This is a genomic window from Pseudaquabacterium terrae (assembly GCF_013266755.1).
GTDB lineage: Bacteria > Pseudomonadota > Gammaproteobacteria > Burkholderiales > Burkholderiaceae_C > Pseudaquabacterium > Pseudaquabacterium terrae.
In genome coordinates this window covers 76788-99584 of the sequence record NZ_JABRWJ010000011.1, presented here as the reverse complement: position 1 = coordinate 99584, position 22797 = coordinate 76788, and the positions used below count along the sequence as shown (strand labels likewise).

Sequence of the window (22797 nt, the reverse complement as noted above, 5' to 3'; positions counted from 1 at the left end):
CGCTGGCCTGCCCCTTGGGCGACCTGCTGGCGCGACCTGAAGCCCGCTCGAACTTCGTCATTGCATGAACCAGCCGTGACTCACCACGAACGACTGACCCGTGAACGCAGCGGAGGGGAATGCGCTGAGAAATAGCACGGTCTGCGCAACATCCTCCACGGTCGTGAACTCGCCATCCACCGTGTCGCCGAGCATGACCTTCTTGACGACCTCGTCTTCGCTGATGCAGAGTTCCTTGGCCTGCTCTGGAATCTGCTTGTCCACAAGGGGCGTGCGCACGAAGCCCGGACACACCACGTGCGAACGCACATGGTGCTGGGCACCTTCTTTGGCCAGCACGCGAGCCAGTCCCAGCAGGCCGTGCTTGGCGGTGACGTAGGCCGACTTGAGTGGTGAGGCCTCGTGCGAATGCACCGAGCCGGTGTAGATGACGACACCGCCTCGGCTGCCCTTGTACATGTGTCGCACAGCCGCGCGTGTGGTCAGGAACGCGCCGTCGAGGTGGATGGCGAGCATCTTCTTCCAGTCCGCGAAGGCGTACTGCTCGATCGGATTGACGATCTGGATGCCCGCATTCGACACCAGGATGTCGATGCTGCCGAACTGCGCGACCACCGCATCGATGCCGTGATCGACCTCGGCCTCGACCGTCACGTCCATCGCAACGCCGATCGCCCGACCGCCTTGCGCCGTGATCTCCCGTGCGACCGCATTCGCCGCGTCGAGCTTGAGATCGGCAATGGCAACGGTTGCGCCTTCAACCGACAGCGTCTGCGCAATTGCCCTGCCGATGCCGCTGGCCGCACCCGTGACGACGGCCACTTTGCCTTCGAGTCTGTTCATAGTTTGCTCCTGTACGTTGATTGAGTTGCTGTCAACTGGACGATACGCATCGACTGAGCGAAGCAGGCATCACGCGTCTTGGCCGAAGCCGGGCACGAAGAAACGGCTCGCCTCCACAAGCTCGTCCCGATGCAGCCGTCCCGCGCACTCCAGGCACCGCTTGCCTGACGGCGTCAGGCGCACCTCCACGCGACGCTCGTCGCCTCGAGTCGCGCTGTAGCTCACCAGACCCGCCGTCTCGCAGCGCGAGATGAGTGCCTCGACGCTGTGATGCTTGATTTGCAGGCGCTCGGCAAGCTCCGGCACGGTCGACCACTCGCGGCCTGGGAAGGCATCGATCTGGAGCAACAACCGGTACTGCAGCGCAGTGACCCCGTTGCGGCGCGGCACCTCCCTGGTCAACCTGAGGAACCGGCGCAGCCAGCAGCGAAAGCGCGCAAGGGCCACGAGGTCTGCCTTTGATAGTTTGCGGCCCGGCATCCGAGATTGACCCTTCATGATGCCCTTATATCACGTCGTGATAGTGTCGGGCAGAACCAAGCAATCACCCTTCCATGAAGCTCAATATCCTGTCCGACCTGCACATTGGATACAGTTCGCTCGACACGCCGCTGAACGACGCCGACGTGATCGTTCTGGCGGGTGACGTCGCACCGCCGCGGCAGGCGGCGCAGTGGGCCATGCGGCTGACCAAGCCCGTCATCTACGTGCTCGGCAATCACGAGTTCTACGGCAGTAGCCTTGAGGCTGCTGTTGGCGAACTGAAAAGACTCTGTGACGGCACGCAAGTCCATGTGCTGGACAACGATGAAGTCGTCATTGGTGGTGTGCGCTTTCTCGGTACCACTTTGTGGACCGACTTCATGCTGTTCGGCGACGGCGCCGAGCGAGCGGCTGCCATCGCGGAAGCGCAATGCCGGATGCGCGACTTCAGCCGCATCCGGATCAACGACGGGCCGAGTGCGTTGTTCACCCCTGCCGATTCGGTTGCCCTGTTCGAGCGCAACGCCAAGTGGCTCGATCGACGCCTCGATACACCGCATGCCGGGCCGACGGTCGTCGTCACCCATCACGCACCGTCACTTCGGAGCATCCACCCGAGGTTTGCCGGATCGCTGCTGAACGCCTGCTTCGTCTCGGACCTCGAGCACCTTGTCGGCGCCGATCGAGCGCAGTGGTGGATCCACGGCCACACGCACGACAGTTTCGACTACGTACTGAACGGCACCCGCGTGATCTGCAACCCGCGCGGGTATGCGAAGGCCGGCGTCAACGAGAACGCACGGTTCGACCCGGATTTCACGATCGAAGTCTGAGCAACACCCTGACGAGGAAAGAACGATGATCACCACCGCACTGACCAAGATGTTCCGACTGGAGCACCCCATTGTGCTGGCGCCGATGGGGGGCGTTTCTGGTGGGCGCCTGGCTGCGGCGGTTTCCAACGCCGGTGGATTGGGTCTGGTCGGCGGAGGCTATGGCGATCCTGCGTGGCTGCGCACGGAGTTGTCGCGGGTCAAGGGAGAGACCTCCAGACCTTGGGGCGTCGGCTTGATCACCTGGTCAGTTGACACTGGCCTCGTCGAGTCGGTGCTCGGCCACCGACCGCACGCGGTGATGCTGTCGTTCGGCGACCCGAGGCCTCACGGGGCGGTCATCAAAGCGGCCGGATGCAAGCTGATCTGCCAAGTGCAGGACCTGGCCGGAGCGCAACTGGCCGTCGAGGCGGGAGCGGACATCATCGTGGCACAGGGCACCGAGGCCGGTGGCCATGGCGGCGGGCGCTCGACGCTGCCACTGGTGCCAGCGGTGGCCGATGTGGTGGCCCCGATACCGGTGGTGGCCGCCGGCGGTATCGCCGATGGCCGCGGACTGGCGGCGGCACTGATGCTTGGCGCCCACGGCGCGCTGATCGGCACGCGCTTCTATGCCAGCGATGAGGCACTCGGCCATGGCCTGGCCAAGCGATGCATCGTTGCTGCACACGGTGAACAGACCGCGCGCACGACCGTGTTTGACACCGTGCGGGATATGGCCTGGCCAGCCCCGTACACGGGGCGTGGGCTGCGCAATCGCTTCATGGAACGCTGGCACGGTCGTGAGCGCGAACTGTCGGCGGCGCTGGACGCCGAGCGCGGGCCTTACCAGGCGGCCACGCGAGAGGGTGACCTCGACACCGCGGTGGTGTGGGCCGGCGAAGCCGTCGACCTGATCGTGAGCGTGGAGAGCGCGGCGACGCTCGTGCGGCGCATTGGTGCGCAGGCAGAGCGGCAACTGACCATGGGCGCAAACCTCGCGCAAGGTCGCTCCGGCGGATCAACGCGGGAATGCGACACATGATCGCCACATCCAACGGCGTAGGACCTCAATCGACAGGAGACGCAACATGGCCATGCATGCCTCCAAGCTTCGGGGACGCGAGCAAGTCGCGCACGGCACGATGGCATTCCATCTCGACAAGCCCGCCGGTTTCCAGTTCAAACCCGGCCAGGCGATCGACGTCGTGCTCCTCGAGTCGCCGGCGGGCGACGCGCAGAACGCACGCCACACCTTCTCGATCGTCAGCGCGCCCTTCGAGAACCAACTCGCGATCGCCACGCGGATGCGCGACAGCGCGTTCAAGCGCACGCTCGGGGCCTTGCCGGTCGGCGCGCGCATCGCGATCGAAGGCCCGTCCGGCTCGCTCACCTTGCACAACGACCGCGCGCGGCCGGCCGTGTTCATCGCAGGGGGCATCGGCATCACGCCGTTCATGAGCATCGTGCGACAAGCAGCCCATGATCGGCTGCACCAGCAACTCGTACTGCTCTATTCCAACCGTCGACCGGAGGACGCGGCCTACCTTGCCGAGTTGCAAGAGCTCGAACGACACAACGCGGACTTCAGATTGATCGCAACGATGACGCTGATGAGCAGTTCGAGCCAACCATGGACCGGCTCGCAGGGCCTGATCGACGCGGCACTCGTGAAACGCGCAACCGATGCGCTGATCAAGCCCATCTACTACCTCGCAGGCCCGCCCGGCATGGTCGAAGCGATGCGACAGACCCTGAACGACGCCAGGATTGATGACGACGATATCCGCAGCGAAGAGTTCTACGGCTATTGAGTGCGGGAACGCAGCGCGCCACCGTTCCATCCTATGACTAAGAGCCGACACCATGCAAACAGCACAGACCTCCGTACGCACGTCACAACAGCCGGCCATGTCAGCCGCGACGACCGACATCGAACTCGTCCAGCGCGCCGCCAGCGGCGATGACTTCGCCTTCGAATCCATCATGCGGCGCCACAACAGGCTGCTGTTTCGCACCGCGCGCAGCATTCTGAAGAACGACGCCGAGGCCGAAGACGCATTGCAGGAGGCCTACCTGCGCGCGTGGCGGGCACTGGCGACGTATCGCTGCGAGTCGAAGCTCTCGACCTGGCTGGTGCGCATCGTCATCAACGAGGCCTTGGGGCGGCTGCGCCGGCGGTCAAGCGCGCAAGTCATTCCCCTGGATACCGCCATGGAATCGGCCGATCCCGACACGCAGCAATCGATGCAGGACGACCCCGCCCAACGGCCCGAGCACGTCGCGATGCGTACGCAAATCCGTCGACTGATCGAAGCCCGTATCGACCGGTTGCCTGAAGCGTTCCGGACCGTCTTCATGCTGCGCGCGGTCGAGGAGTTGAGCGTCGAGGAGGTGTCCACGGCGCTGCAGCTTCCTGAAGCCACGGTGCGCACGCGCTACTTCCGCGCCCGCGGCCTGCTGCGCGAGGGCTTGTCGCGCGACGTCGACCTCGCCATCAGCGAGGCTTTCTCGTTCGACGGTGCGCGCTGCGACCGCATCGTCGCCGCTGTGCTGGCCAGGCTCCCCGAGAACCGAGCCATCCCCCGATCCTGATCCACGACCCACCCCACTGGAGTTGACCATGTCCTTCCTGCTGATGCCCGACCCGATCACTGCTCGCCGCCTGTTCCTCGGCCAGTCCGGACTGGTCCTTTCCGGCGCAGCGGTTGCACTGCTTGCCGGCAAGCATGCGCTGGCCGCCAATGCCGGTGAAGCCACCGCGGCCGACGCGCAGATTCTCAACACCGCACTCGGCGCCGAACTCGAAGCGATTGCGGCCTACCAGCTCGGCGCCGAAAGCAAGCTGCTGCAAAAGCCCACGCTCGACCTCGCACTGACCTTCCAGGGTCATCACAAGGAGCATGCCGACCTGCTCGCCAAGACGGTGGAGAAGCTCGGCGGCAAGCCGGTGGCAGCCAAGGCGAAATACAACTTCCCGGTCGCGCAGCTGAAGACGCAGGCCGACGTGCTGAAGTTTGCGGCGAGGCTCGAACAGGGCGCCGTCAGCGCCTATCTCGGCGCTGTGCCGCTGTTCGGAAACCGCGACCTGGCGAAAGCCGCCGCCAGCATCCTCGGCGACGAAGCGATGCACTGGGCCATCCTGCGCCAGGCGCTGGGTGAAGTGCCGGTACCGTCGGCCTACGTGTCGTGACGATTCGCGCGGCGCTTGCCGGTGTGCTCGCGCTGTGCGCGGTCGCGCCGGCAGGGGCAGCGCCGGACGTGCGGCGCGGCGAGCAACTCTACACCCGCTGCCTGGCCTGCCACGCGCTGGCCTACGACCGCGTCGGTCCACGGCATTGCGGCCTGTTCGGCCGGCTGGCCGGCAGCGTGCCGGGCTTCGAGTACTCGACAGCGATGAAGAACTCGAAGATCACCTGGGACGAGAAAACGCTCGACCGCTTCCTTGCCAAGCCGCTGGCCATGGTTCCCGGCAGCACGATGACCTACGACGGCGTCTCCGAACCGACGGAGCGGGCGGATCTGATCGTCTACCTGAAGCGGGCCAACCGGACGCCGGAATGCGGCAAGTAGCGCAGCGTTCATCGCCGGAAGGCACCTTCCGGTAAGACGGGTGCCGGGTCAGGCGCGATGAACGATGACGCCTTCGATCGGATCGACCGCAGCCGTCCACGGCGCGCGTTCGATGACCTGCAGCGTGTCGTTCAGGCCAGCTTGCCAGCGAGCGTGCACGCGGGCTGCCGAAAAGTCGATGTCCTTGGTCTGGTCCTCTCCGTCCAGGCGCGACGCCAGCAACGGGATCACGTGCATCACGGTGCCGCATCCCCATGAGGCCAGTTCCTTGACCGCCGCCGACTCACGCTGTTTGGCGGGCAAGTGGCGCGCGAGTTCACGAACGACATGGCGCAGATGGTGGATCTGCTGCTGGCGCGCGATGTGGCTGTCGGCGCGGCTGGCGTACTGGATCTCCTTCTGCCGCCCCATCACCTCCCAGAGCGACTGCGGCTCCTCGCCATCCGGCTGCCAAACGTTGACCGCGAAGATCACCGAGTCGCGCCGCGGCCTGTCGTCGAGCACCGCTTCGATCGGTGTGTTCGAGTAGATTCCGCCGTCCCAGTAGGGCTCGCCATCGATGCGAATGGCCGGAAAGGCAGGCGGCAGCGCGCTCGAGGCCATCACATGGTCGACACCGAGCCGCTCGTCGCGGCTGTCAAAGTAGCGCATGCGACCGGTGCGCACGTTGACCGCGCCAACGGTAAAGCGGGTCGAATGATCGGCGAGGGCCTCGAGATCGGTCAGTTCTCTCAAGCTGGCATGCAACGGTGCCGTGCTGTACCAGGACGCCGCCTCGATGCCGACACGGGCATGCGCGCCGAGCCAGGCCTGCACGTTCGGTTCGAACAAGCCCGCGACGCCACCCAGCAGGGTATCCAGGTTGCCGAAGAAGTTTTGCGCCACCGGCCCCAGGCCCAGTGCCGCGATCGGTCGCGTCTTCTCGACGCGATGCCAGAAATCGTGCAGGCGCGCGAGCCGGTGCTCAGGGCGGTTGCCTGCGATCAAGGCGCCATTGACCGCACCGATCGACGTCCCGATGACCCAGTTCGGCGCGATGCCGCAGTCATGCAAGGCCTGGTACACGCCGGCCTGATAGGCACCGAGTGCACCCCCGCCTTGCAGCACCAGCACGACCTGGCCAGGCAGGGCAGCGCGTGGCGATGAGCCACGCGCGCGCATGCTCGCGGCTCTGGTGGCAGCACCGGATCGACGTCCTGCGGTCATGAAGACGCCCCACTGACGCGCTTGGCCGACATGCTGCGCTTGCGTGCCTTCGCGCCCGGCGGTGTTTGGGCCTCCGCGCCGGACACGTGCCTCAGGCCGGCCAGTGCCGGCGTCACGACCTTCAGGTCGGCGCTGTCGGAATAGACGGCGTAAGCGGGATAGAGGAACTCCGGGGCGCCAGCCACACGGCGCAGGCGGCCGCTCTCCAGTTCGGCGCGCACCGCACTCAAGCGAAAGTACCCGGAACCGCCCGCTTCCAGCAGGTAGGCCCGCCCCAACGGGCCGAGGCCCGTGAACACGCCGGCACCGGAGAGTTCGGGAAACGCCAGGTTGTGTTGCGCCGCGAACTCGGGGCCCCAGTCGACGAAGACATAGTCGGCCGGGCGCGGGGCGCCGCCACGCCGCAGCGTGGTGACGAGCACGAGCTTCTCCTCGATCAGCAACTCGATGCGCAGGCCGGGCCTTTGCTGCGGGGCATAGACGATCGCGATGTCGAGGATGCCTTCGGACACCTGCGAGATCAGGCTCTCCGGGGCACCGACCTCCGTGCGCAGTGCGAGGTGCGGCGCAGCGCGGCGCATCCAGAGCAGCCAGTCGAGGAGCAGCGGATCCCACAAGCTGATTTCGCATCCGACCGTGACCACCGCACGCCGGCCCGCCGGCACGGCGACCTGGTGGCGCGCCCTCTCCCAGACCTGGATCAAGGTCGGCGCATAGCGCATGAAATGCTCGCCAGCAGACGTCAGCGACGCCCCTGACTTGTTGCGCCGGAAGAGCTGGCGTCCGAGCAACTCTTCGAGCGTCCGTACGCGCGCGCTGACGGCTGTCTGCGTCACGTGCAAGCGCTCTGCGGCACGTAGAAAACTGCCGCTCGCCACGATCTCGAGAAAGGTCCGGGCGAGAGTGATGTCCATGGTGATTGGATGCTCGGCGGGGGCGATATTGACAACACAAGTATTGCACTGAACCGGCAATGGAACTCGTTTTACTTGTGGTTCGAGGGGAACGAATATCTCGATACGGCAAACCGTCCGCCAACGCCCCACTTCTTCACACCTCACCCACGGAGATCAACATGCAAGACGTTCGACGCAAGGTGCTCAAGGGCATGGGTGCCATCGGCGGGGGAATCGCGGCACCGAGTTTCTACATGCTCAATGCATGGGCCGCGGACTTCCGCAACAACCCAGGCAGTGCGAAGACCGTCACGCTCGGTTTCAACGTGCCGCAGAGCGGCCCCTATGCCGACGAGGGCGCCGACGAACTGAAGGCATTCAAGCTCGCCGCCAAGCACCTGAACGGCGAAGGTGACGGCGGCATGACTAAGACGTTCAAGCCTTCGTCGCTGAAGGGCAACGGAATCCTCGGCAAGAAGGTCGCGTACGTCACCGGGGATACCCAGACCAAGGCCGACGCCGCACGCGCCTCGGCGAAACGCATGATCGAAAAGGACGGCGTGATCATGTTCTCGGGCGGCTCGTCGTCGGCGGTCGCGGTGGCCACCCAGTCGCTGGCGCAGGAAATGGGCATCCTCTTCATGGTCGGTTTGAGCCACTCCAACGACACCACGATGAAGGACCGACGCCGCTACGGCTTTCGCCACTTCTTCAACGCCTACATGTCGGGCCAGGCCTTGGCACCGATCCTCGCGCAGGAGATGGGCAAGGGCCGGCGTGCCTACCACCTGACGGCCGACTACACCTGGGGCTGGACGCAGGAAGAGTCGTTGAAGAACGCCACCGAGGCGCTCGGCTGGAAGACCACCAAGGCAGTGCGCACGCCGCTCGGAGCGGGCGACTTCTCTCAGTACATCACGCCGGTGCTGAACTCCGGCGCGGACGTGCTGATCCTGAACCACTACGGCAAGGACATGGTGAATTCGCTGCGCCAGGCAGTCCAGTTCGGCCTGCGCGACAAGATGGTCAACGGCAAGCAGTTCGAGATCGTCGTGCCGCTGTACTCGCGGCTGATGGCGCAAGGCGCCGGCGACGCTGTGAAAGGCATTCTCGGCACGGCCAACTGGCACTGGACATTGCAGGACGAGGCGACCAGGGTGTTCACCAAGTCGTTCGGCCAGGAGTACGGCGAACCGCCGTCGCAAGCCGCCCACACCTGCTACGTGCAGACCTTGCTGTATGCCAACGCGGTCGAGACGGCCGGCACCTTCTACCCGCCTGAAGTCATCAAGGCGCTCGAAGGCTTCCAGTTCGACGGGCTGGGCAACGGGCCGACCGAATACCGCGCCGGCGACCACCAGTGCTTCAAGGATGTGCTGGTGATGCGCGGGGCCGAGAAGCCGACGAACCGCTTCGGGCTGCTCGAAGTTGTCAAGGTCGTGCCACGCAAGCAGGTCGAGTACGACCCGAGGATGGGCGGCGGCGAGCTGGGTCCCTACACGGCCTGACCCCGCTACACGCGCGCCCCACGATCGTCGTCGCAGATCCTTGTCAGACCAGCCCCAGCCACCATGGACGCGCTGCTGCTGCAACTGCTGAACGGCCTCGACAAGGGCGGCGCCTATGCGCTGATCGCGCTCGGCCTGACTCTGATCTTCGGCACCCTCGGCGTCGTCAACTTCGCGCACGGCGCCCTCTTCATGCTCGGTGCGTTCTGCGCCGTGGCCTTGAACCGGCTGCTCACGATCTCCAAGCAGGTCAAGGATGAGAGTGTCACCTTCTTCGACTCGTACAAGGAAGTCCCGTACCTGAAGATCTGGTTTGGCGAGGCCGGCGAGCGCCTGATCGACTACGCGGTGCCGCTGTCGATTTTGCTCGCCATACCGGTGATGCTGCTGATCGGTGTGGCCATCGAGCGCGGCCTGATCCGCCACTTCTACCGGCGAGCGCATGCCGACCAGATTCTGGTGACCTTCGGCTTGGCGATCGTGCTGCAGGAGATCATCAAGGCGTATTTCGGCGCCAATGCGATTCCCGCTCCGGCGCCCGATGCCTACTCCGGCACAGCCAGCATCGGCGCCTGGCTGGGCCTCGGCGATGCGCTGAGCTACCCGTGGTGGCGGCTGATCTACTTCGGCTTCTCGCTGCTCGTGATCGGGGCGGTGTTCGCCTTCCTGAAATACACCACCTTCGGCATGGTGGTGCGCGCCGGCATGCGCGACCGCGAAACCGTGGCGCTGTTCGGCATCGACATCGAGCGTCGCTTCACGATCGTGTTCGGCATCGCCGTGCTCGTCGCCGGCGTGGCCGGCGCGATGTACACGCCGATCCTGGCGCCGGACTACCACATGGGCATGGAATTCCTGGTGCTGTCATTCGTCGTCGTGGTCGTCGGCGGCATGGGTTCTCTGGGCGGCGCCGTGACGGCCGGATTCATGCTCGGCATCCTGCAGTCGCTCGCATCGATGAACCAGGTCAAGAGCCTGATTCCAGGCATCGACCAGATCATCATCTACCTGGTCGCCGTCGTGATCCTGCTGGTGCGCCCGCGCGGCCTGCTCGGTCGCAAGGGTCTGATGGAAACATGAGGACGGACGCGCCATGATGACCGCTGCCCGCAAGGATCTCGTGCTGTTCGGCGCATTCGCATTCGGGGTGCTCGCGATGCCGCTGTGGATGGCGCCGCTCGGCGCCGGTTACCCCGATCTGCTGCAGCGGTTCGCGATCTACGGCATTTTCGCGATCGGTTTCAACATCCTGTTCGGCCTGACGGGCTACTTGTCCTTCGGTCACGCCGCGTTCCTGGGCGCCGGTTCCTACGCCGCCGTGTGGTGCTTCAAGTTGCTGACGGTGAACGTGATTCCGGCCGTGCTGTTCGGAACGCTCGTCGGCGGTCTGTTCGCGCTCGTCATAGGCTACGTGTGCCTGCGCCGCTCCGGCATCTATTTCGCGATCCTGACTCTCGCGTTTGCACAGATGTCCTACAACCTCGCTTACTCGGTGCTCACGCCGCTCACCAACGGCGAGACCGGCCTGCAGATCAGGCGCACCGACCTGCGCCTGATCGACACCTGGCTCTCCGGTCCGAGCAGCAGCATCCCGTCGACCCACCTCTTCGGCATCTCGATGAGCGGCTACAGCGGCTTCTACTTCTGCGCGGCACTGCTGATTGTGGCGTTCTATGTCGCGATGCGCATCACCCGTTCGCCGTTCGGCACGATGCTGCAAGCGATCAAGTCGAACCAGAACCGGCTCAGCTACACCGGCGTCAGCACACGGCCCTATGCGCTCGCCGCGTTCGTGATCTCGGGCCTGTACGCCGGTCTGGCCGGCGCGCTGCTTGCCGCGACCGACCCGCTGGCGGGCGCCGAGCGCATGCAGTGGACCGCCTCGGGCGAAGTGGTCCTGATGACCATCCTCGGCGGCGTTGGCACCCTGCTCGGACCGGTGGTCGGCGCGGTGATCATCAAGTACTTCGAGAACATCTTCTCCGCCTTCAACGCCCAGACCTTGCACGGATTCTTCGCCGTGCTGCCCGATCCGCTCGAAAACGCCGTGGTGCCCTTCGCCGGGTTGTTCGTCGGCGAAGGTTGGCAGCTGACGCTCGGCGCGCTGTTCATGATCGTCGTGACCTTCCTGCCGGGCGGCGTGATGGAAGGCACCCGGCGCCTGGCCGCTGCTTTCAGGCGCCGTGCCCGCCGACGCGAAGCCCGCGTCGCGTCGGCTCCGTCGCGCAGCGCCGCGTAGGAACACGCGCCATGTCGATCCTGCACGTGATGGGTGTCAGCAAGAGCTTCGACGGACTGAGGGCGCTGAACGACGTCAATCTCAGCATCGATGAAGGCAGCGTGCACGCGATCATCGGTCCGAACGGCGCCGGCAAGTCGACCTTGCTCAACTGCTTCGTCGGCAGGGTCGCGCCGGACAGCGGCTCGGTGAGCTTCGGCGGCCGCTCGCTGATCGGCTTGCATCCGCACCAGATCAACCAGGCGGGCATCGCTCGCATGTTCCAGACGCCCGAGATCTTCGGCGACCTGAGCCTGCTCGACAACGTGATGATCCCCGCGCTGGCACGGCGCGACGCCGCATTCGCGCTCAAGCTGTGGTCGCGCACCGACGCCCAGGCCGAGGTGCGGGATCGGGCCGAGCACATGCTCGAAGACGTCGGCCTCGCCAGCGTGCGGCACGTCATTGCGAACAGCCTGTCTCGCGGCGACAAACGCCGGCTCGGACTGGCAATGTGTCTGGTGCAGGACCCGACACTGCTGCTCCTGGACGAGCCGACCGCCGGCATGTCCCGCGCGGACACCAACAACACCATCGATCTCTTGCAGCGCGTTGGCGACGGCAAGGTCACCAAGGTGATCATCGAGCACGACATGCACGTGGTGTTCTCGCTGGCCAGCCGCATCAGCGTGCTGGCACAGGGCAGCGTGATCGCGGAGGGCGACCCGAGCTCGATAAAGCGCGATGAACGAGTGCAGCAAGCCTACCTAGGAGGGGCGCGCCTGTGAATGCAACACTCGTACCGTTGAGGCCGCAGGTCTCGTCCGAGCCTGCATCGGTGGCTTCGCCGTCGACCTGGTTCTCGTGCCACGACCTGCACGCCTACTACGGCGAAAGCTACATCGTGCAGGGCGTCGGCTTCGCCGTGCGTGAAGGCGAGATCGTCGCGCTGCTCGGTCGCAACGGCGCTGGCAAGACCTCGACCTTGCGCACGATCGCGCGGCTTGCAGACCCGCAGTTGAAGAACGGCGAGATCTGGCTCGCCGGCAAACCGCTGCACCGGATGTCGGCCTGGCAGGCCGCGCGCAACGGCGTCGGGCTGGTGCCCGAGGACCGGCGCATCATCGCCGGCCTGACGGTCGAGGAGAACTTGCAACTGGCCCAGATCGAGCCCCCACGCGGTTGGTCGATCGAGCGCTTGTACGAACACTTTCCACGCCTGGCCGAGCGGCGCCGGCAGGACGCGGTCACGCTGTCGGGCGGCGAGCAGCAGATGCTGGCAGTGGCGCGCGCGCTGGCTCGCGACGTGAAGCTGCTGCTGCTGGACGAGCCCTACGAAGGACTTGCGCCGGTGATCGTTCGCGACATCGAGCAGATCCTCGAGGAGATCAAGTCGCTGCGCTTCACGACGATCATCGTCGAGCAGAACGCGATCGCTGCGCTGCACCTGTCCGACCGCGCGCTCATTCTCGACATGGGACAGATCGTATTCGACGGCAGCGCGCGCGACGTGATCGACAACAAGGACCTGCGCCAGCAGTACCTCGCCCTGTGACGCGGCGATTGGGGGCTTTCCCGCGGCACCACTCATCCAGCAGGAGAGTCAACATGGATCGAAAGCTTCATCTTCTCGAAGCCTTCGTCGCACAGGACGACCAAGGCGCGTCGTACAAGGTCTTCGGCTACGAACACCTTGTCCACGCGCCAATATCGGCCGGGTTCCAGCAGTGGGAGCCCACGGGGGTTGCGGAATACAAGCTCGCGAGTGGCGAGCACCTCGAACTGGAGCATGACGGCGTGTTGCGGGTCGCGGCGAGCGGGTTGCGGCTGAAGCGGCAGTGATGCGCGAGCGCAGCGATACGCTCACACGGGGTGCGGAATTGTCGGCGGTTGCTTGCCCTATTTCGACAACGCCGATATGGTCGGCCCCATGTGCATCATCCCCTCCACTGCCGTGCATCGCGGCGCGCCCTGCCAAGTTGCCTCCACGGCAGCTGGCTGCTCGCGTGCGCCTGGCTTGTCGGCCGGGACGGGGAATCCACCCCGTCTGCCGGCCGCACATCTCTGAGCCCGGCGATCACTTCCACCCCTACTGCGCAAACCTCAGATCGCCGGGCCCCAAGCCCGCGCGATGGTGTGGGTCTGCAGGCCGCAGACAAGCACCCGACATCTGAAGGTGTGCCCCATGGAAGTCTTGGCGCTCGAGCGTACGCTCACGGAACTGGACCACGTCCGACTGACGAATCTCGTCCATCGCGATAGCCGCGACGGATCGTTTTCCTCACGCGCTCTGCACATCGGGGACGACCTCGACGCAGCCGCCATCGTGCCTTCGCGCCAGGTGTCGCCTGACGTGGTGACGATGTACTCGCAGGTCCTGCTGGTGGACCCTGCGACCGGCCAGCGCAGCCAGCTGACGTTGTGCTATCCGGCGGATGCAGAACCTGGCGCAGGGTTCGTCTCCGTCCTGTCGCCGGTGGGATGGAGCCTGCTCGGTCTGCGCGTCGGGTGTGTGGCGCGCTGGCTGACCCCGGCGGGGGATGAGAGAGTGGCCGAGATCCTGGCCATCCTCTTCCAGCCGGAGGCAAGCGGCGACTACTCGATGTAGTTGCCGCCCGGAGCGCACTTCGCGCTCCCCGAACTGCACACCGTTGACGACGGACCTTCGCGGGCAACTCCCGGGTGCAAACCCGCCTGCACACAGGGTCCGACGCCCATTCGACGACCCAGGTCATGAGGAGAAACCGTAATGACCCAATTCAGATCGATCCTGGTGGCCACCGACTTTTCGGTGGACGGAAACAATGCCGTACTCCGGGCCGCGCTTCTGGCCCGGGAGCATGACGCACGACTGAGCATGCTGCACGTTGTGAAACCGGCCGGATGCAAACCCCTGCGCGAGTGGTTCTCGCCTTCGATCGACATCGGCCTCAAGTCCGCACAGGCGCGAGCGACACTGCGCCGATTCGCGGCCGAGATCGTCGGCCGGCACGACGTGGTGGTGAACATCGATCTGCGGGTAGGCGACCCTCTCGAGGAAATCTTGCGCGCATCGGAACGCGCAGAACTGGTGGTGCTCGGACAGCGCGGCAGCAACCCCTTCAGGGATCTGGTGGTCGGCAAGACCGCTGACCGCCTGCTCAGAACGTGCCGCCGCCCTCTGCTCATCGTGAAGCAATCGGCTGATGCTCCGTATCGGCGCGTTCTGGTGCCGGTCGATTTCACGCCGAGCTCTGACGCGGCGGTCGGCGCCGCTGCCTTTCTGGCGCCTGACGCCTGCATCCAGGTCTTTCATGCCATCAGTTCGGCGCGCGAGGCGGTGCTGCGCGAAGCCGACGTGCCCGAAGCCGTCATCCGCGAGTCCCGAGCCAGAGAAGAGGCCGGCGTCATCGCCCGCATGCGCCGCAGCGTTGCCAGACTCGGCCTGGACAGCCGACGCATGAGCTTCACGCTGGGCCGCGGGCTGGCCGCCCATTCAGCATTGCACAAGGCGCAGACGCTCGGTGCCGATCTGATCGTCGCCGGTAAGCGGGGGCGTTCGACCATGGCGACCTTCTTTCTGGGCAGCGTCAGCAACCGCCTGCTGGCCGGCTCCCACTGCGACATGTTGATCATTCCGCGCCCGGTCAGCAAGCCGGTGCCCCGTCGACCTTTGGCGCTGGTGCGGTCACCGGGCCACGACACAGCCCCCGACACAGTGCGTCTTGCCCGGGGCGCCGCAGCGATGGCGGGCGCTCTGACCGGCCCGCAGGTGCCGGCGCCAGCGACTCGTGCCCGGCAGGGCCTTGGTCAGTACAGCAGGACTGACGCATGAAATCCAGCTTCAGCAATCCATGGGTCGATGCAGTGCTCGAGCAGATGTGGGTCTACTGCCAGGTCACCGAAGTCGTGGCGAAGTGCATCGATGCCGAACTTCTGTCCGATCCGCAAGCGCTGACGCAGTGCTGTCTGCACCCGTCGGAGCAACGTCTGAATCCGCTGGAGTTCCACGGCAAGCGACGCTCGGCAGCGTCGGTTGCACCGGCATCGACAGTGCCGCGCGCTCGCGGCCGCCGTCACGAAGGAAACATCTCATGAGCAACGATCCACTCGACCTTGGCTCGACGCTGGTCATCAATTCGGGGACGGTGCGTTACCTGAGCCTGGCCAAGCTGGCCAGCAGGACAGGCGCGGATGTGGCGAGCCTTCCGCATACCGTCAAGATCCTGCTGGAGAACATCGCCCGACGGGCCGGCGGCCGCGACGTGTCGCACGCCGATGTCGCGGCGCTGGCCCGGTGGCCGAACGGCGCCGATGCGTCCATCGCGTTCATGCCCGCACGCGTACTGATGCAGGACTTCACTGGCGTTCCAGCCGTCGTGGACCTCGCGGCCCTGAGAAGCGCGGTCGCCCGATCAGGCGGAGACCCCAAGCGGGTCAATCCCTTGGTCCCGGTCGACCTGGTCATCGATCATTCGGTTCAGGTCGATCGCTTTGGCAGCATCGATGCTTACGCCGCCAACCTGAACTGGGAGTACCGGCGCAACCTGGAACGCTATGCGCTGCTCAACTGGGCCCAGCAAGCGTTCGAGGGCTTCCGCGTGGTGCCACCGGGCATGGGGATCTGCCATCAAGTCAATCTCGAGCATCTGGGGCGCGTCGTGATCGCGCGCGACGGCTGGGCCTTTCCGGACACCCTGGTCGGGACCGACTCGCACACCCCGATGATCAACGGCCTGGGCGTGCTGGGGTGGGGCGTCGGTGGCATCGAGGCCGAAGCGGCGATGCTCGGCCAGCCCATGTTTCTGCCCAGGCCAATCGTCATTGGAGTGCGCACGCGCGGGACGCTGCCACCCGGCACGACGGCCACCGATCTCGTCCTGACCCTGACCCAGATGCTGAGAGCTCACGGCGTGGTCGGCAAGTTCGTCGAGTTCTTCGGGCCGGGATTGAGCAACCTCGGCATCGCAGACCGCGCCACGCTGTCGAACATGTCACCCGAATTCGGCGCCACGTCCACGCTCTTCCCGGTCGATTCGACCACCTTGAAGTATCTGCATCTGACCGGGCGCGGAGCCAGCGTCGACCTGGTCGAGCGCTACACGCGAGAGCAGGGATTGTTCAGAACCGACGCCGACGCCGAGCCCCGCTTCACCGAAGTGCTGGACCTCGACCTGGCGAAGGTCGAGCCGAGCGTCGCCGGACCCAAGCGGCCTCAAGACCGCGTCGCGTTGCCGGGAGTCAGGCAGTCCTTCAAGTCCGCACTCGCCGGGGCCGGAGCCGACGCGAGTGCCAAGGACATTGCTCGGCTCGTGGACGAAGGTGGCGCTCCAGCAGGCGAGGTGCTCGAGGCCCCGCCGGAGCATATCGAGCAGCCGAGCGCAGCCGCGTCCGTGACCCATGGCTCGGTCGTCATCGCGGCCATAACGAGTTGCACAAATACGTCGAACCCCGCCGTCATGATCGCGGCCGGCCTGTTGGCCCGCAAGGCGGTGCAGGCAGGCCTGCAGTGCCGGCCGTGGGTGAAGACCTCTCTGGCGCCGGGTTCGCGCGTCGTCACCCAGTACCTCGACAAGGCAGGCCTCACGCCCTACCTCGAGAAGCTCGGTTTCAATCTGGTGGGTTACGGATGCACGACCTGCATTGGCAACTCCGGCCCATTGCCCGATGAGATCGCCGCAGTCATCAGCCAAAAAGATCTGGCAGTGGCGGCAGTTCTATCGGGCAATCGAAATTTCGAGGGCCGCATCCACAGCCAGGTGAAGGCGAGCTACCTGGCGTCGCCGCCCTTGTGTGTCGCGTACGCGCTGGTCGGAACGATCATGTGCGACTTGACCGTGGATCCGCTGGGGACCGATCCGAACGGCAAGCCCGTCTACCTGAAGGACATCTGGCCCACCGCCGAAGAAGTTGAATCCTTGGTCGCCGCCTCGGTGTCATCGGATCAGTTCGACCTCGAGTACGGCCGCATATTCGAAGGCGATGAGAAGTGGAAGAGCATGCCGGCGCCCACCGGCACCTTGTTCGACTGGGCCGGCGAATCGACCTACGTTCGCGAGCCGCCCTATTTCATTGACTTCGCACGCGTACCGGCACCGATCTCGGACATCAACGGAGCCAGAGTCCTTGCACTGCTCGGGGACTCGATCACCACCGATCACATTTCGCCCGCCGGGTCCATTGGCGTCGATTCACCGGCGGGAAAGTATCTTGAGGCGCATGCCGTGCCGCCGGTGGAGTTCAACAGTTTCGGCTCTCGACGAGGCAATCACGAGGTCATGATGCGCGGGACGTTCGGCAACATTCGCCTGCGCAACATGATGACGCCCGGAGTCGAAGGCCCCTGGACCCTGCACGTTCCCAGCGGCGACAGGATGAGCATCTACGACGCCGCGCTCCGTTACCAGCAAGAGCGAACGCCTCTGGTCGTTGTCGCTGGCAGGGAGTACGGCTCGGGAAGTTCGCGCGATTGGGCAGCAAAGGGCGCGACGTTGCTGGGCATCAAGGCGATCATCGCCCAGACCTACGAGCGCATCCACCGCAGCAACCTGGTCTGCATGGGCGTCCTTCCATTGCAGTTCAAGGACGGAGATTCAGCAACGTCTCTAGGCCTGACCGGCTTCGAGACCATCTCCATTGCCGGAATCGGTGCTGGCATCACACCGCGGCAAAGCGCCAGGGTTTGCGCGAAGCGGCAGGATGGATCTCGAGTTGAGTTCGATGCGATGGTGAGGATCGATGCGCCGGCCGAGATCGAGTACTTCGAGCACGGCGGCATCCTGCAGATGGTGCTGCGACAGCTTCTGTCGACCTGAGCACGACCTGAGCCCTCGAGGTTGGGAGGCGCCCTCCCGCGTGTTCGTGCTCTCTCACACGCAGCGTCGCACCATCATGTCCTTGATCTTCATGATGGCCGATGCGGGGAGCAATCCCTTGGGGCCGACGTCAACACAGTTCAGGATGGATCGACAGCGGAACGCGTCGCGGATGCGGCGCGCCCGCGCCTTCAGCGCTGGAGTTCAGCGCGCTTGCCCACGACCTGCGCCCACTCGTCAGCGTCCGGCAGCCCCGCCTTGGTCCTGGTGATTGGCTTCCAAACCTGCGCCAACTCCGCGTTGAGCGGCGTGAAGTCCTGCTGATCACCGGGTACGTCTTCTTCGGCGAAGATCGCGGAGACCGGGCACTCCGGCACGCACAACGCACAGTCGATGCAGTCATCAGGATCGATGACAAGAAAGTTCGGCCCTTCACGGAAGGCATCGACCGGGCAGACGTCAACGCAGTCGGTGTACTTGCAGCGGATGCAAGCCCCGGTGACGACGAAGGTCATGTCCGCGCCCTCGCCCGCTCGACCGCAACAGGCGCCCCTGGAGCAGCACAGTCGATGGCGCCTTGCACAGCGCCGGGCGCCAACTTGCCGAGCCGCACCTGCCACAGGTCGCCGCAAGTGCCGAAGACGTCGCCCGGCCCGAACATGCCGACGAACGCGGCAGCGAACCAGCCCCGCGGCTGGTGAGTGCGCGCGATACCGGCACCCGCATCCAGACCAGCAGATGGATCAGTGGCTTGCCCATGGGAGATCATGAGGACATCCGTAAGATGCACGCACCTGACCCAGCGGCGAAGGGCTCAGCCCCTCCTGGCCGTCGGCGCAGTTCCTGATCCTGCGACCGGACAGGTGGCGCCGCTCTCCGTCTTTTCTCCCAACTCGGCGAGCCGGGCGCGAAGCGCTCCTTCGGAAACGTGGCGGGCGGTGCCATCGCGTCCCACGGCCACGGACCCCAGGGCCGCACCCTCCTCGTCAACGACCACACCGAAACTGAGTTCGACGTACAGCTTGCGACCGTCCTTGTGGATCGCTCGTGTGGTTCGCACCTGCGCGCCATGGCGGGTGTGCCCGTTAGCCATGGCTCTGTGATAGCCCTCCCAGTGCGCGCGGCGGAAACGCTCAGCGATGATGATGTCCAGGCTGCTGCCAACGGCCTCGGCAGCGGAGAATCCGAACACGGCCTCGGCACCGCCGTTCCACACCCGAATGACTCCGTCAGAGTCGGCAAAGATGACGGCATCCGGTGTCTGATCGACGATGTGACGAAAAGGCGCGCTGTGCTCGGGATCGAGGGGTTGAATCGCCGGCATTTGGAATCCCTTTCCCCGGCGGCGCCTATGACTCGCCGCGCTGTGTCATACCGGGCACGGCGAACCCGAACTTCACCGATTGAAGTTCGTCCCTGTGCAGGCGAGCCAGTTCCTCGACGCGCGCCTCGCCCGCAGGCGTAAGGTGTACCTCGACACTGCGCTGGTCGCCACGGCTTGTCTTGCGTTGCACCCATCCCGCCGCCTCACACCTCGACACGAGCGCCACCACTCCGTGGTGCTTCGCCTGCAGGCGCTCGGCAAGCTCCGTGAGCGTGGCCCACTCACGGCCGGGAAAGCCCTTCAGCTGCAGCAGCAGCAAATACTGCAGTGGCCTGACGCCGTTTTCGTGCGTCACCTCTTCGCTGAAACGCAAGAAGCGGCGCAGCTGGTAGCGAAAGTTGGCCAACGTCTCGAAATCGGCCTTAGACATCTTGCGAGCGGACATCCGCACACACTCCTCCATGCACGACTGCATATCATACCGTGATAGACCTCATTGCGCCGCAAGCGCTCGATTGCAGGTTGACCGCATCCCGTGCCCGGCCTGCGGTGGCTGTGATGCAACGCTCGACACCATGGCACGGGGGACGGCCCACGGCAAGAATCGGCAGCTCAACGGGACGTTTGCGCGATGGCTCACTTCACGCCCAGCTCAACACCCGATCCCCAACGACAGCGTTGAGACGCCCGGTTCGGGATGCCGACTGTCAACAACGAGTTGCAGCCCGCCGGTCGCCAACCGTTGGCGACGTACCCTGCACGCCGATGGAAGTCTTCATGCGCGATTCGCTTCGGGAGCCCCCATGCAGGGCAGTCGGACTGTGAATTCGGCCCCGAGACCGGGCCCAGCGCTCTTGGCGTGGATGCTGCCCCCATGCAGTTCAACGAGGCGCTTGGCGAGGTGCAGACCCAGCCCGATACCACCTCGACGCTCTTCGGCTGTTCGTGCTTGCTGGAACCGCTCGAAAATGAAAGGCAGCAGTGCGGCTTCGATGCCTTCACCGCTGTCCGCCACGTGGATGAAGGCGTGCGAGCCCTGCTCGAAGGATCGAATGCACACTTGCCCCCCTTCCGGCGTGAATTTGATCGCGTTTGTCAACAGGTTGACCAGCACCTGCTGCAGCCGCCGGGCATCCGCCCGAAACCGCAGTGGTTCTGAGGCTTCGCGGCGAAGGCTGATTCGCTTTGCTTCGGCGGCGTGCTCGACCATTGCCAGGCTTGCCTGAATGACTCCGTCGAGCTCCAGCTCGGCCTGCGTCAGTTCCAACTTGCCGGCGCCGATTCGGGTCATGTCGAGCAGGTCATCGACAAGCGCGGCCTGCAGGCGCACGCACCGCTCTATCGCGACAGCGGCGCGAAGAACCGTGTGCCGGTCTTCCGGCGAGCGCTGCAGCACCTGCGCCCAATTGGCGACGGCCGCAAGTGGCGAGCGCAGTTCGTGGCTGACCAATGCAACCGCCTCTTCAGCGAGACGCTGCGCGGGCTCGACACGCGGGCGGGCATCGCTCCCGAGCCAGCGCCGTTGATAACCGCCAGCGGATCCATCTGGGTCCACGCCGTCCGCGTCTTTCCGTGTCAGGAGCCTGTCGTGCATCTTCGTCTCCGTCGCGTTCACGTAACCGCCCGCAGGCAAGTTCGAGCTGATGAGCATGCACGTTCTCCTTGGCAATAGAAGGATGGGTAGGACGCGGCAAGGTTAGAGCGTGTACAGGCCGCTGGCTTCCGGCTGAAAGAGCACTGCTGCCACTACTGCCGCTCCCGTTTGACCGTGAGGAGTGCGCCAGCGAGCGATGTCGCCAATTCGCAGACCGATCAAGCTGGCGCCAAGCGGTGACAGCACGGAAACGAAGCCGGCGCTCGCGTTTGCCTCTGGCGGATAGCAAAGCGTCAGTGCGAAGGTCGCGCGGCTGTCCAGATCGGCCAGCAGGATCTGCGAGCACATGGTCACCACGCCGGGTTGGACCTTTTGGCTTGGTACCCGCTCGGCGGAATCAAGAGCCGCGCTGATTGACAAGGTTTGCGAAGCATGAGCTGGATCGCGAATGAGCCTTTCCAGGCGAACATGATCCAGTTCCGTGAGCGTGCGCTCATCGTGTGTCGCGAATTGCATCGAGCAGTCCCGTCGAAGGCGAAGGTCACTCGCGGATGCGAGTGCGCCGCAGCGCTGAGCGAGGAGCCCGGTGATCGAAAGTTTGCGCGAAGAAGCGGAGGTGGATCGCCGGGCTCAGGAATGTGTAGCAGGCTGAATGAGTCGGCGTCGTAGCCAAGAGGACGACGCCTGCGGGGACCAACCCGTCGTGCCGTAGCACGACGCGGCGACCGCCGCTGTCGACCTCATGACATGGAGACTCATGCGAGCCATGGTAGCCCTGTTCAACATTCATTCCGGGAAGTCGCTCCATAGACCTTGCTTCAATTGCCGATTTCCGGCAAACGCGAAATCGCGCGGCATGGGTGCGCTCCACGTCGAGCTGAAACCATGATCATCGCGCGACCCTGGTGCGGGATCACCGACGAATGAGCCTCCAATCCAGCTGTTTCGTATTTGTCGAGTAAACTTGATTCGTACCGATAAATCCGAAACATCATGCGCTCGTGGGCACAGCCGCTCCCTCCGATGGACGACGTTCTGCTCGCCCTCGAGCACGCGTTCATGCATCACACCGAACCGCATGCGCGGCGCGGCGGTGTAGCCCTGAAGCTGGCCGATCTGGACGTTTCCGTGCGGCCCTTGTCGGGCGACATCGACGACTTTGCGGTCGAGCTGTCGAAGCGGCTTGCCGAGGTCGCCTGCTTCGGTCTCGCGACGGCGCTGACCGATCCGTCGCCCGCCGGCACGCGCATGCGCATGGAGCTCATCACCACGCTTGCGCGCATCGAGGCCTCGCAGGGCCTGCGCAAGGAACGCCCCACCGACGCCAGCGGCGAGACGCTGCTGACGACTGCCGAGGCGGCGGCGCAGCTGGGCATGAGCCGCCCGCACGTGTCCATGCTCTGTGACCAGGGCAAGCTGGGCGTCGTGACCCGGTCGGAAGGTGGCCACCGCCGCATCCGCCAAGCCGCGGTCGATGCCTATCGCAAGACCCATGCTGCCGCGGGCACGGCGGCCTGAGCCCGGCGTCGACACGCTGACCAGGAGC

Annotated in this window: 26 protein-coding genes and 1 pseudogene; 17 read left to right on the top strand and 10 right to left on the bottom strand. The window is 65.2% G+C overall.

Annotated features, from left to right (window positions below):
* Nucleotides 1–57: 57 nt before the first annotated feature.
* Nucleotides 58–843, bottom strand: a complete 786-nt coding sequence (locus HLB44_RS30325) for a 3-hydroxybutyrate dehydrogenase (RefSeq protein WP_173132192.1) — start codon at nucleotides 841–843, stop codon at nucleotides 58–60.
* Between the two features lie 69 nt (nucleotides 844–912).
* On the bottom strand, nucleotides 913–1290 hold the full coding sequence (locus HLB44_RS30320) for a MarR family winged helix-turn-helix transcriptional regulator (RefSeq protein WP_343051645.1): 378 nt from the start codon (nucleotides 1288–1290) through the stop codon (nucleotides 913–915).
* A gap of 107 nt (nucleotides 1291–1397) precedes the next feature.
* Between HLB44_RS30320 and HLB44_RS30315 the strand changes: the two genes are divergently transcribed.
* The 6 genes from HLB44_RS30315 to HLB44_RS30290 are packed head-to-tail and all read left to right on the top strand — an operon-like array spanning nucleotide 1398 to nucleotide 5711.
* On the top strand, nucleotides 1398–2159 hold the full coding sequence (locus HLB44_RS30315) for a metallophosphoesterase (protein ID WP_173132189.1): 762 nt from the start codon (nucleotides 1398–1400) through the stop codon (nucleotides 2157–2159).
* A gap of 25 nt (nucleotides 2160–2184) precedes the next feature.
* On the top strand, nucleotides 2185–3183 hold the full coding sequence (locus HLB44_RS30310; protein WP_173132184.1) for an NAD(P)H-dependent flavin oxidoreductase: 999 nt from the start codon (nucleotides 2185–2187) through the stop codon (nucleotides 3181–3183).
* Between the two features lie 46 nt (nucleotides 3184–3229).
* A complete protein-coding gene (locus tag HLB44_RS30305; RefSeq protein ID WP_173132181.1) occupies nucleotides 3230–3952 on the top strand; it encodes a ferredoxin--NADP reductase in 723 nt (240 codons plus the stop codon).
* A gap of 52 nt (nucleotides 3953–4004) precedes the next feature.
* Nucleotides 4005–4733 (top strand): RNA polymerase sigma factor, encoded by a 729-nt coding sequence (locus HLB44_RS30300; protein WP_173132179.1) that lies wholly within the window; start codon nucleotides 4005–4007, stop codon nucleotides 4731–4733.
* A 28-nt stretch (nucleotides 4734–4761) separates the two neighbouring features.
* Nucleotides 4762–5331 (top strand): ferritin-like domain-containing protein, encoded by a 570-nt coding sequence (locus tag HLB44_RS30295; protein ID WP_173132176.1) that lies wholly within the window; start codon nucleotides 4762–4764, stop codon nucleotides 5329–5331.
* A 2-nt stretch (nucleotides 5332–5333) separates the two neighbouring features.
* Nucleotides 5334–5711 carry a c-type cytochrome gene (locus HLB44_RS30290; RefSeq protein ID WP_425500883.1) on the top strand — a complete coding sequence of 126 codons (378 nt, stop codon included), beginning with the start codon at nucleotides 5334–5336 and terminating at the stop codon, nucleotides 5709–5711.
* Nucleotides 5712–5759: 48 nt separating this feature from the next.
* On the opposite strand, the gene HLB44_RS30285 is transcribed toward HLB44_RS30290, so the two are convergent.
* Complete coding sequence (locus HLB44_RS30285) at nucleotides 5760–6872, bottom strand: patatin-like phospholipase family protein (protein WP_173132170.1); 1113 nt, start codon at nucleotides 6870–6872, stop codon at nucleotides 5760–5762.
* A gap of 41 nt (nucleotides 6873–6913) precedes the next feature.
* Nucleotides 6914–7831 (bottom strand): LysR family transcriptional regulator, encoded by a 918-nt coding sequence (locus tag HLB44_RS30280; protein WP_173132167.1) that lies wholly within the window; start codon nucleotides 7829–7831, stop codon nucleotides 6914–6916.
* 59 nt (nucleotides 7832–7890) lie between these two features.
* On the opposite strand from HLB44_RS30280, the gene HLB44_RS30275 reads away from it, so the two are divergent.
* From HLB44_RS30275 to acnA, 10 genes are all read left to right on the top strand, one after another.
* Complete coding sequence (locus HLB44_RS30275; protein ID WP_217283858.1) at nucleotides 7891–9321, top strand: substrate-binding protein; 1431 nt, start codon at nucleotides 7891–7893, stop codon at nucleotides 9319–9321.
* Between the two features lie 63 nt (nucleotides 9322–9384).
* Nucleotides 9385–10401: a branched-chain amino acid ABC transporter permease gene (locus HLB44_RS30270; protein ID WP_173132164.1), complete on the top strand. Its 1017-nt coding sequence runs from the start codon at nucleotides 9385–9387 to the stop codon at nucleotides 10399–10401.
* 16 nt (nucleotides 10402–10417) lie between these two features.
* The gene (locus HLB44_RS30265; protein ID WP_173132161.1) at nucleotides 10418–11560 is read left to right on the top strand and encodes a branched-chain amino acid ABC transporter permease; all 1143 of its coding nucleotides are present in this window, start codon (nucleotides 10418–10420) and stop codon (nucleotides 11558–11560) included.
* Between the two features lie 11 nt (nucleotides 11561–11571).
* Nucleotides 11572–12327: an ABC transporter ATP-binding protein gene (locus tag HLB44_RS30260; RefSeq protein ID WP_173132158.1), complete on the top strand. Its 756-nt coding sequence runs from the start codon at nucleotides 11572–11574 to the stop codon at nucleotides 12325–12327.
* Between the two features lie 50 nt (nucleotides 12328–12377).
* Nucleotides 12378–13094: an ABC transporter ATP-binding protein gene (locus tag HLB44_RS30255; protein ID WP_343051643.1), complete on the top strand. Its 717-nt coding sequence runs from the start codon at nucleotides 12378–12380 to the stop codon at nucleotides 13092–13094.
* 53 nt (nucleotides 13095–13147) lie between these two features.
* Nucleotides 13148–13381 (top strand): hypothetical protein, encoded by a 234-nt coding sequence (locus tag HLB44_RS30250; protein WP_173132155.1) that lies wholly within the window; start codon nucleotides 13148–13150, stop codon nucleotides 13379–13381.
* A 343-nt stretch (nucleotides 13382–13724) separates the two neighbouring features.
* Nucleotides 13725–14147, top strand: a complete 423-nt coding sequence (locus tag HLB44_RS30245; protein ID WP_173132152.1) for a GreA/GreB family elongation factor — start codon at nucleotides 13725–13727, stop codon at nucleotides 14145–14147.
* Nucleotides 14148–14288: 141 nt separating this feature from the next.
* The gene (locus HLB44_RS30240) at nucleotides 14289–15353 is read left to right on the top strand and encodes a universal stress protein (protein WP_173132149.1); all 1065 of its coding nucleotides are present in this window, start codon (nucleotides 14289–14291) and stop codon (nucleotides 15351–15353) included.
* Nucleotides 15350–15616, top strand: a complete 267-nt coding sequence (locus HLB44_RS30235) for a hypothetical protein (RefSeq protein WP_173132146.1) — start codon at nucleotides 15350–15352, stop codon at nucleotides 15614–15616. The genes HLB44_RS30240 and HLB44_RS30235 overlap by 4 nt, the downstream gene beginning before the upstream one ends.
* The gene (acnA, locus tag HLB44_RS30230; RefSeq protein WP_173132143.1) at nucleotides 15613–18333 is read left to right on the top strand and encodes an aconitate hydratase AcnA; all 2721 of its coding nucleotides are present in this window, start codon (nucleotides 15613–15615) and stop codon (nucleotides 18331–18333) included. Before HLB44_RS30235 ends, acnA begins: the two co-directional genes overlap by 4 nt.
* A gap of 54 nt (nucleotides 18334–18387) precedes the next feature.
* Here acnA and sdhB read toward each other — a convergent pair.
* The 6 genes and pseudogenes from sdhB to HLB44_RS30205 all read right to left on the bottom strand — a co-directional run.
* A pseudogene (gene sdhB / locus HLB44_RS37565) lies at nucleotides 18388–18495 on the bottom strand (succinate dehydrogenase iron-sulfur subunit); the annotation flags it as partial.
* A 29-nt stretch (nucleotides 18496–18524) separates the two neighbouring features.
* On the bottom strand, nucleotides 18525–18848 hold the full coding sequence (fdxA, locus tag HLB44_RS30225; protein WP_173132140.1) for a ferredoxin FdxA: 324 nt from the start codon (nucleotides 18846–18848) through the stop codon (nucleotides 18525–18527).
* A gap of 299 nt (nucleotides 18849–19147) precedes the next feature.
* On the bottom strand, nucleotides 19148–19657 hold the full coding sequence (locus tag HLB44_RS30220) for a PAS domain-containing protein (RefSeq protein WP_173132137.1): 510 nt from the start codon (nucleotides 19655–19657) through the stop codon (nucleotides 19148–19150).
* 25 nt (nucleotides 19658–19682) lie between these two features.
* Nucleotides 19683–20102 (bottom strand): MarR family winged helix-turn-helix transcriptional regulator, encoded by a 420-nt coding sequence (locus HLB44_RS30215; protein WP_173132134.1) that lies wholly within the window; start codon nucleotides 20100–20102, stop codon nucleotides 19683–19685.
* Nucleotides 20103–20432: 330 nt separating this feature from the next.
* Nucleotides 20433–21308 (bottom strand): sensor histidine kinase, encoded by an 876-nt coding sequence (locus HLB44_RS30210; RefSeq protein ID WP_173132131.1) that lies wholly within the window; start codon nucleotides 21306–21308, stop codon nucleotides 20433–20435.
* A 45-nt stretch (nucleotides 21309–21353) separates the two neighbouring features.
* Nucleotides 21354–21767, bottom strand: a complete 414-nt coding sequence (locus HLB44_RS30205; protein WP_173132128.1) for a GreA/GreB family elongation factor — start codon at nucleotides 21765–21767, stop codon at nucleotides 21354–21356.
* Nucleotides 21768–22274: 507 nt separating this feature from the next.
* On the opposite strand from HLB44_RS30205, the gene HLB44_RS30200 reads away from it, so the two are divergent.
* Entirely contained in the window at nucleotides 22275–22769 is a 495-nt protein-coding gene (locus tag HLB44_RS30200; protein WP_173132125.1) for a helix-turn-helix domain-containing protein, read from the top strand.
* Nucleotides 22770–22797: the final 28 nt, after the last annotated feature.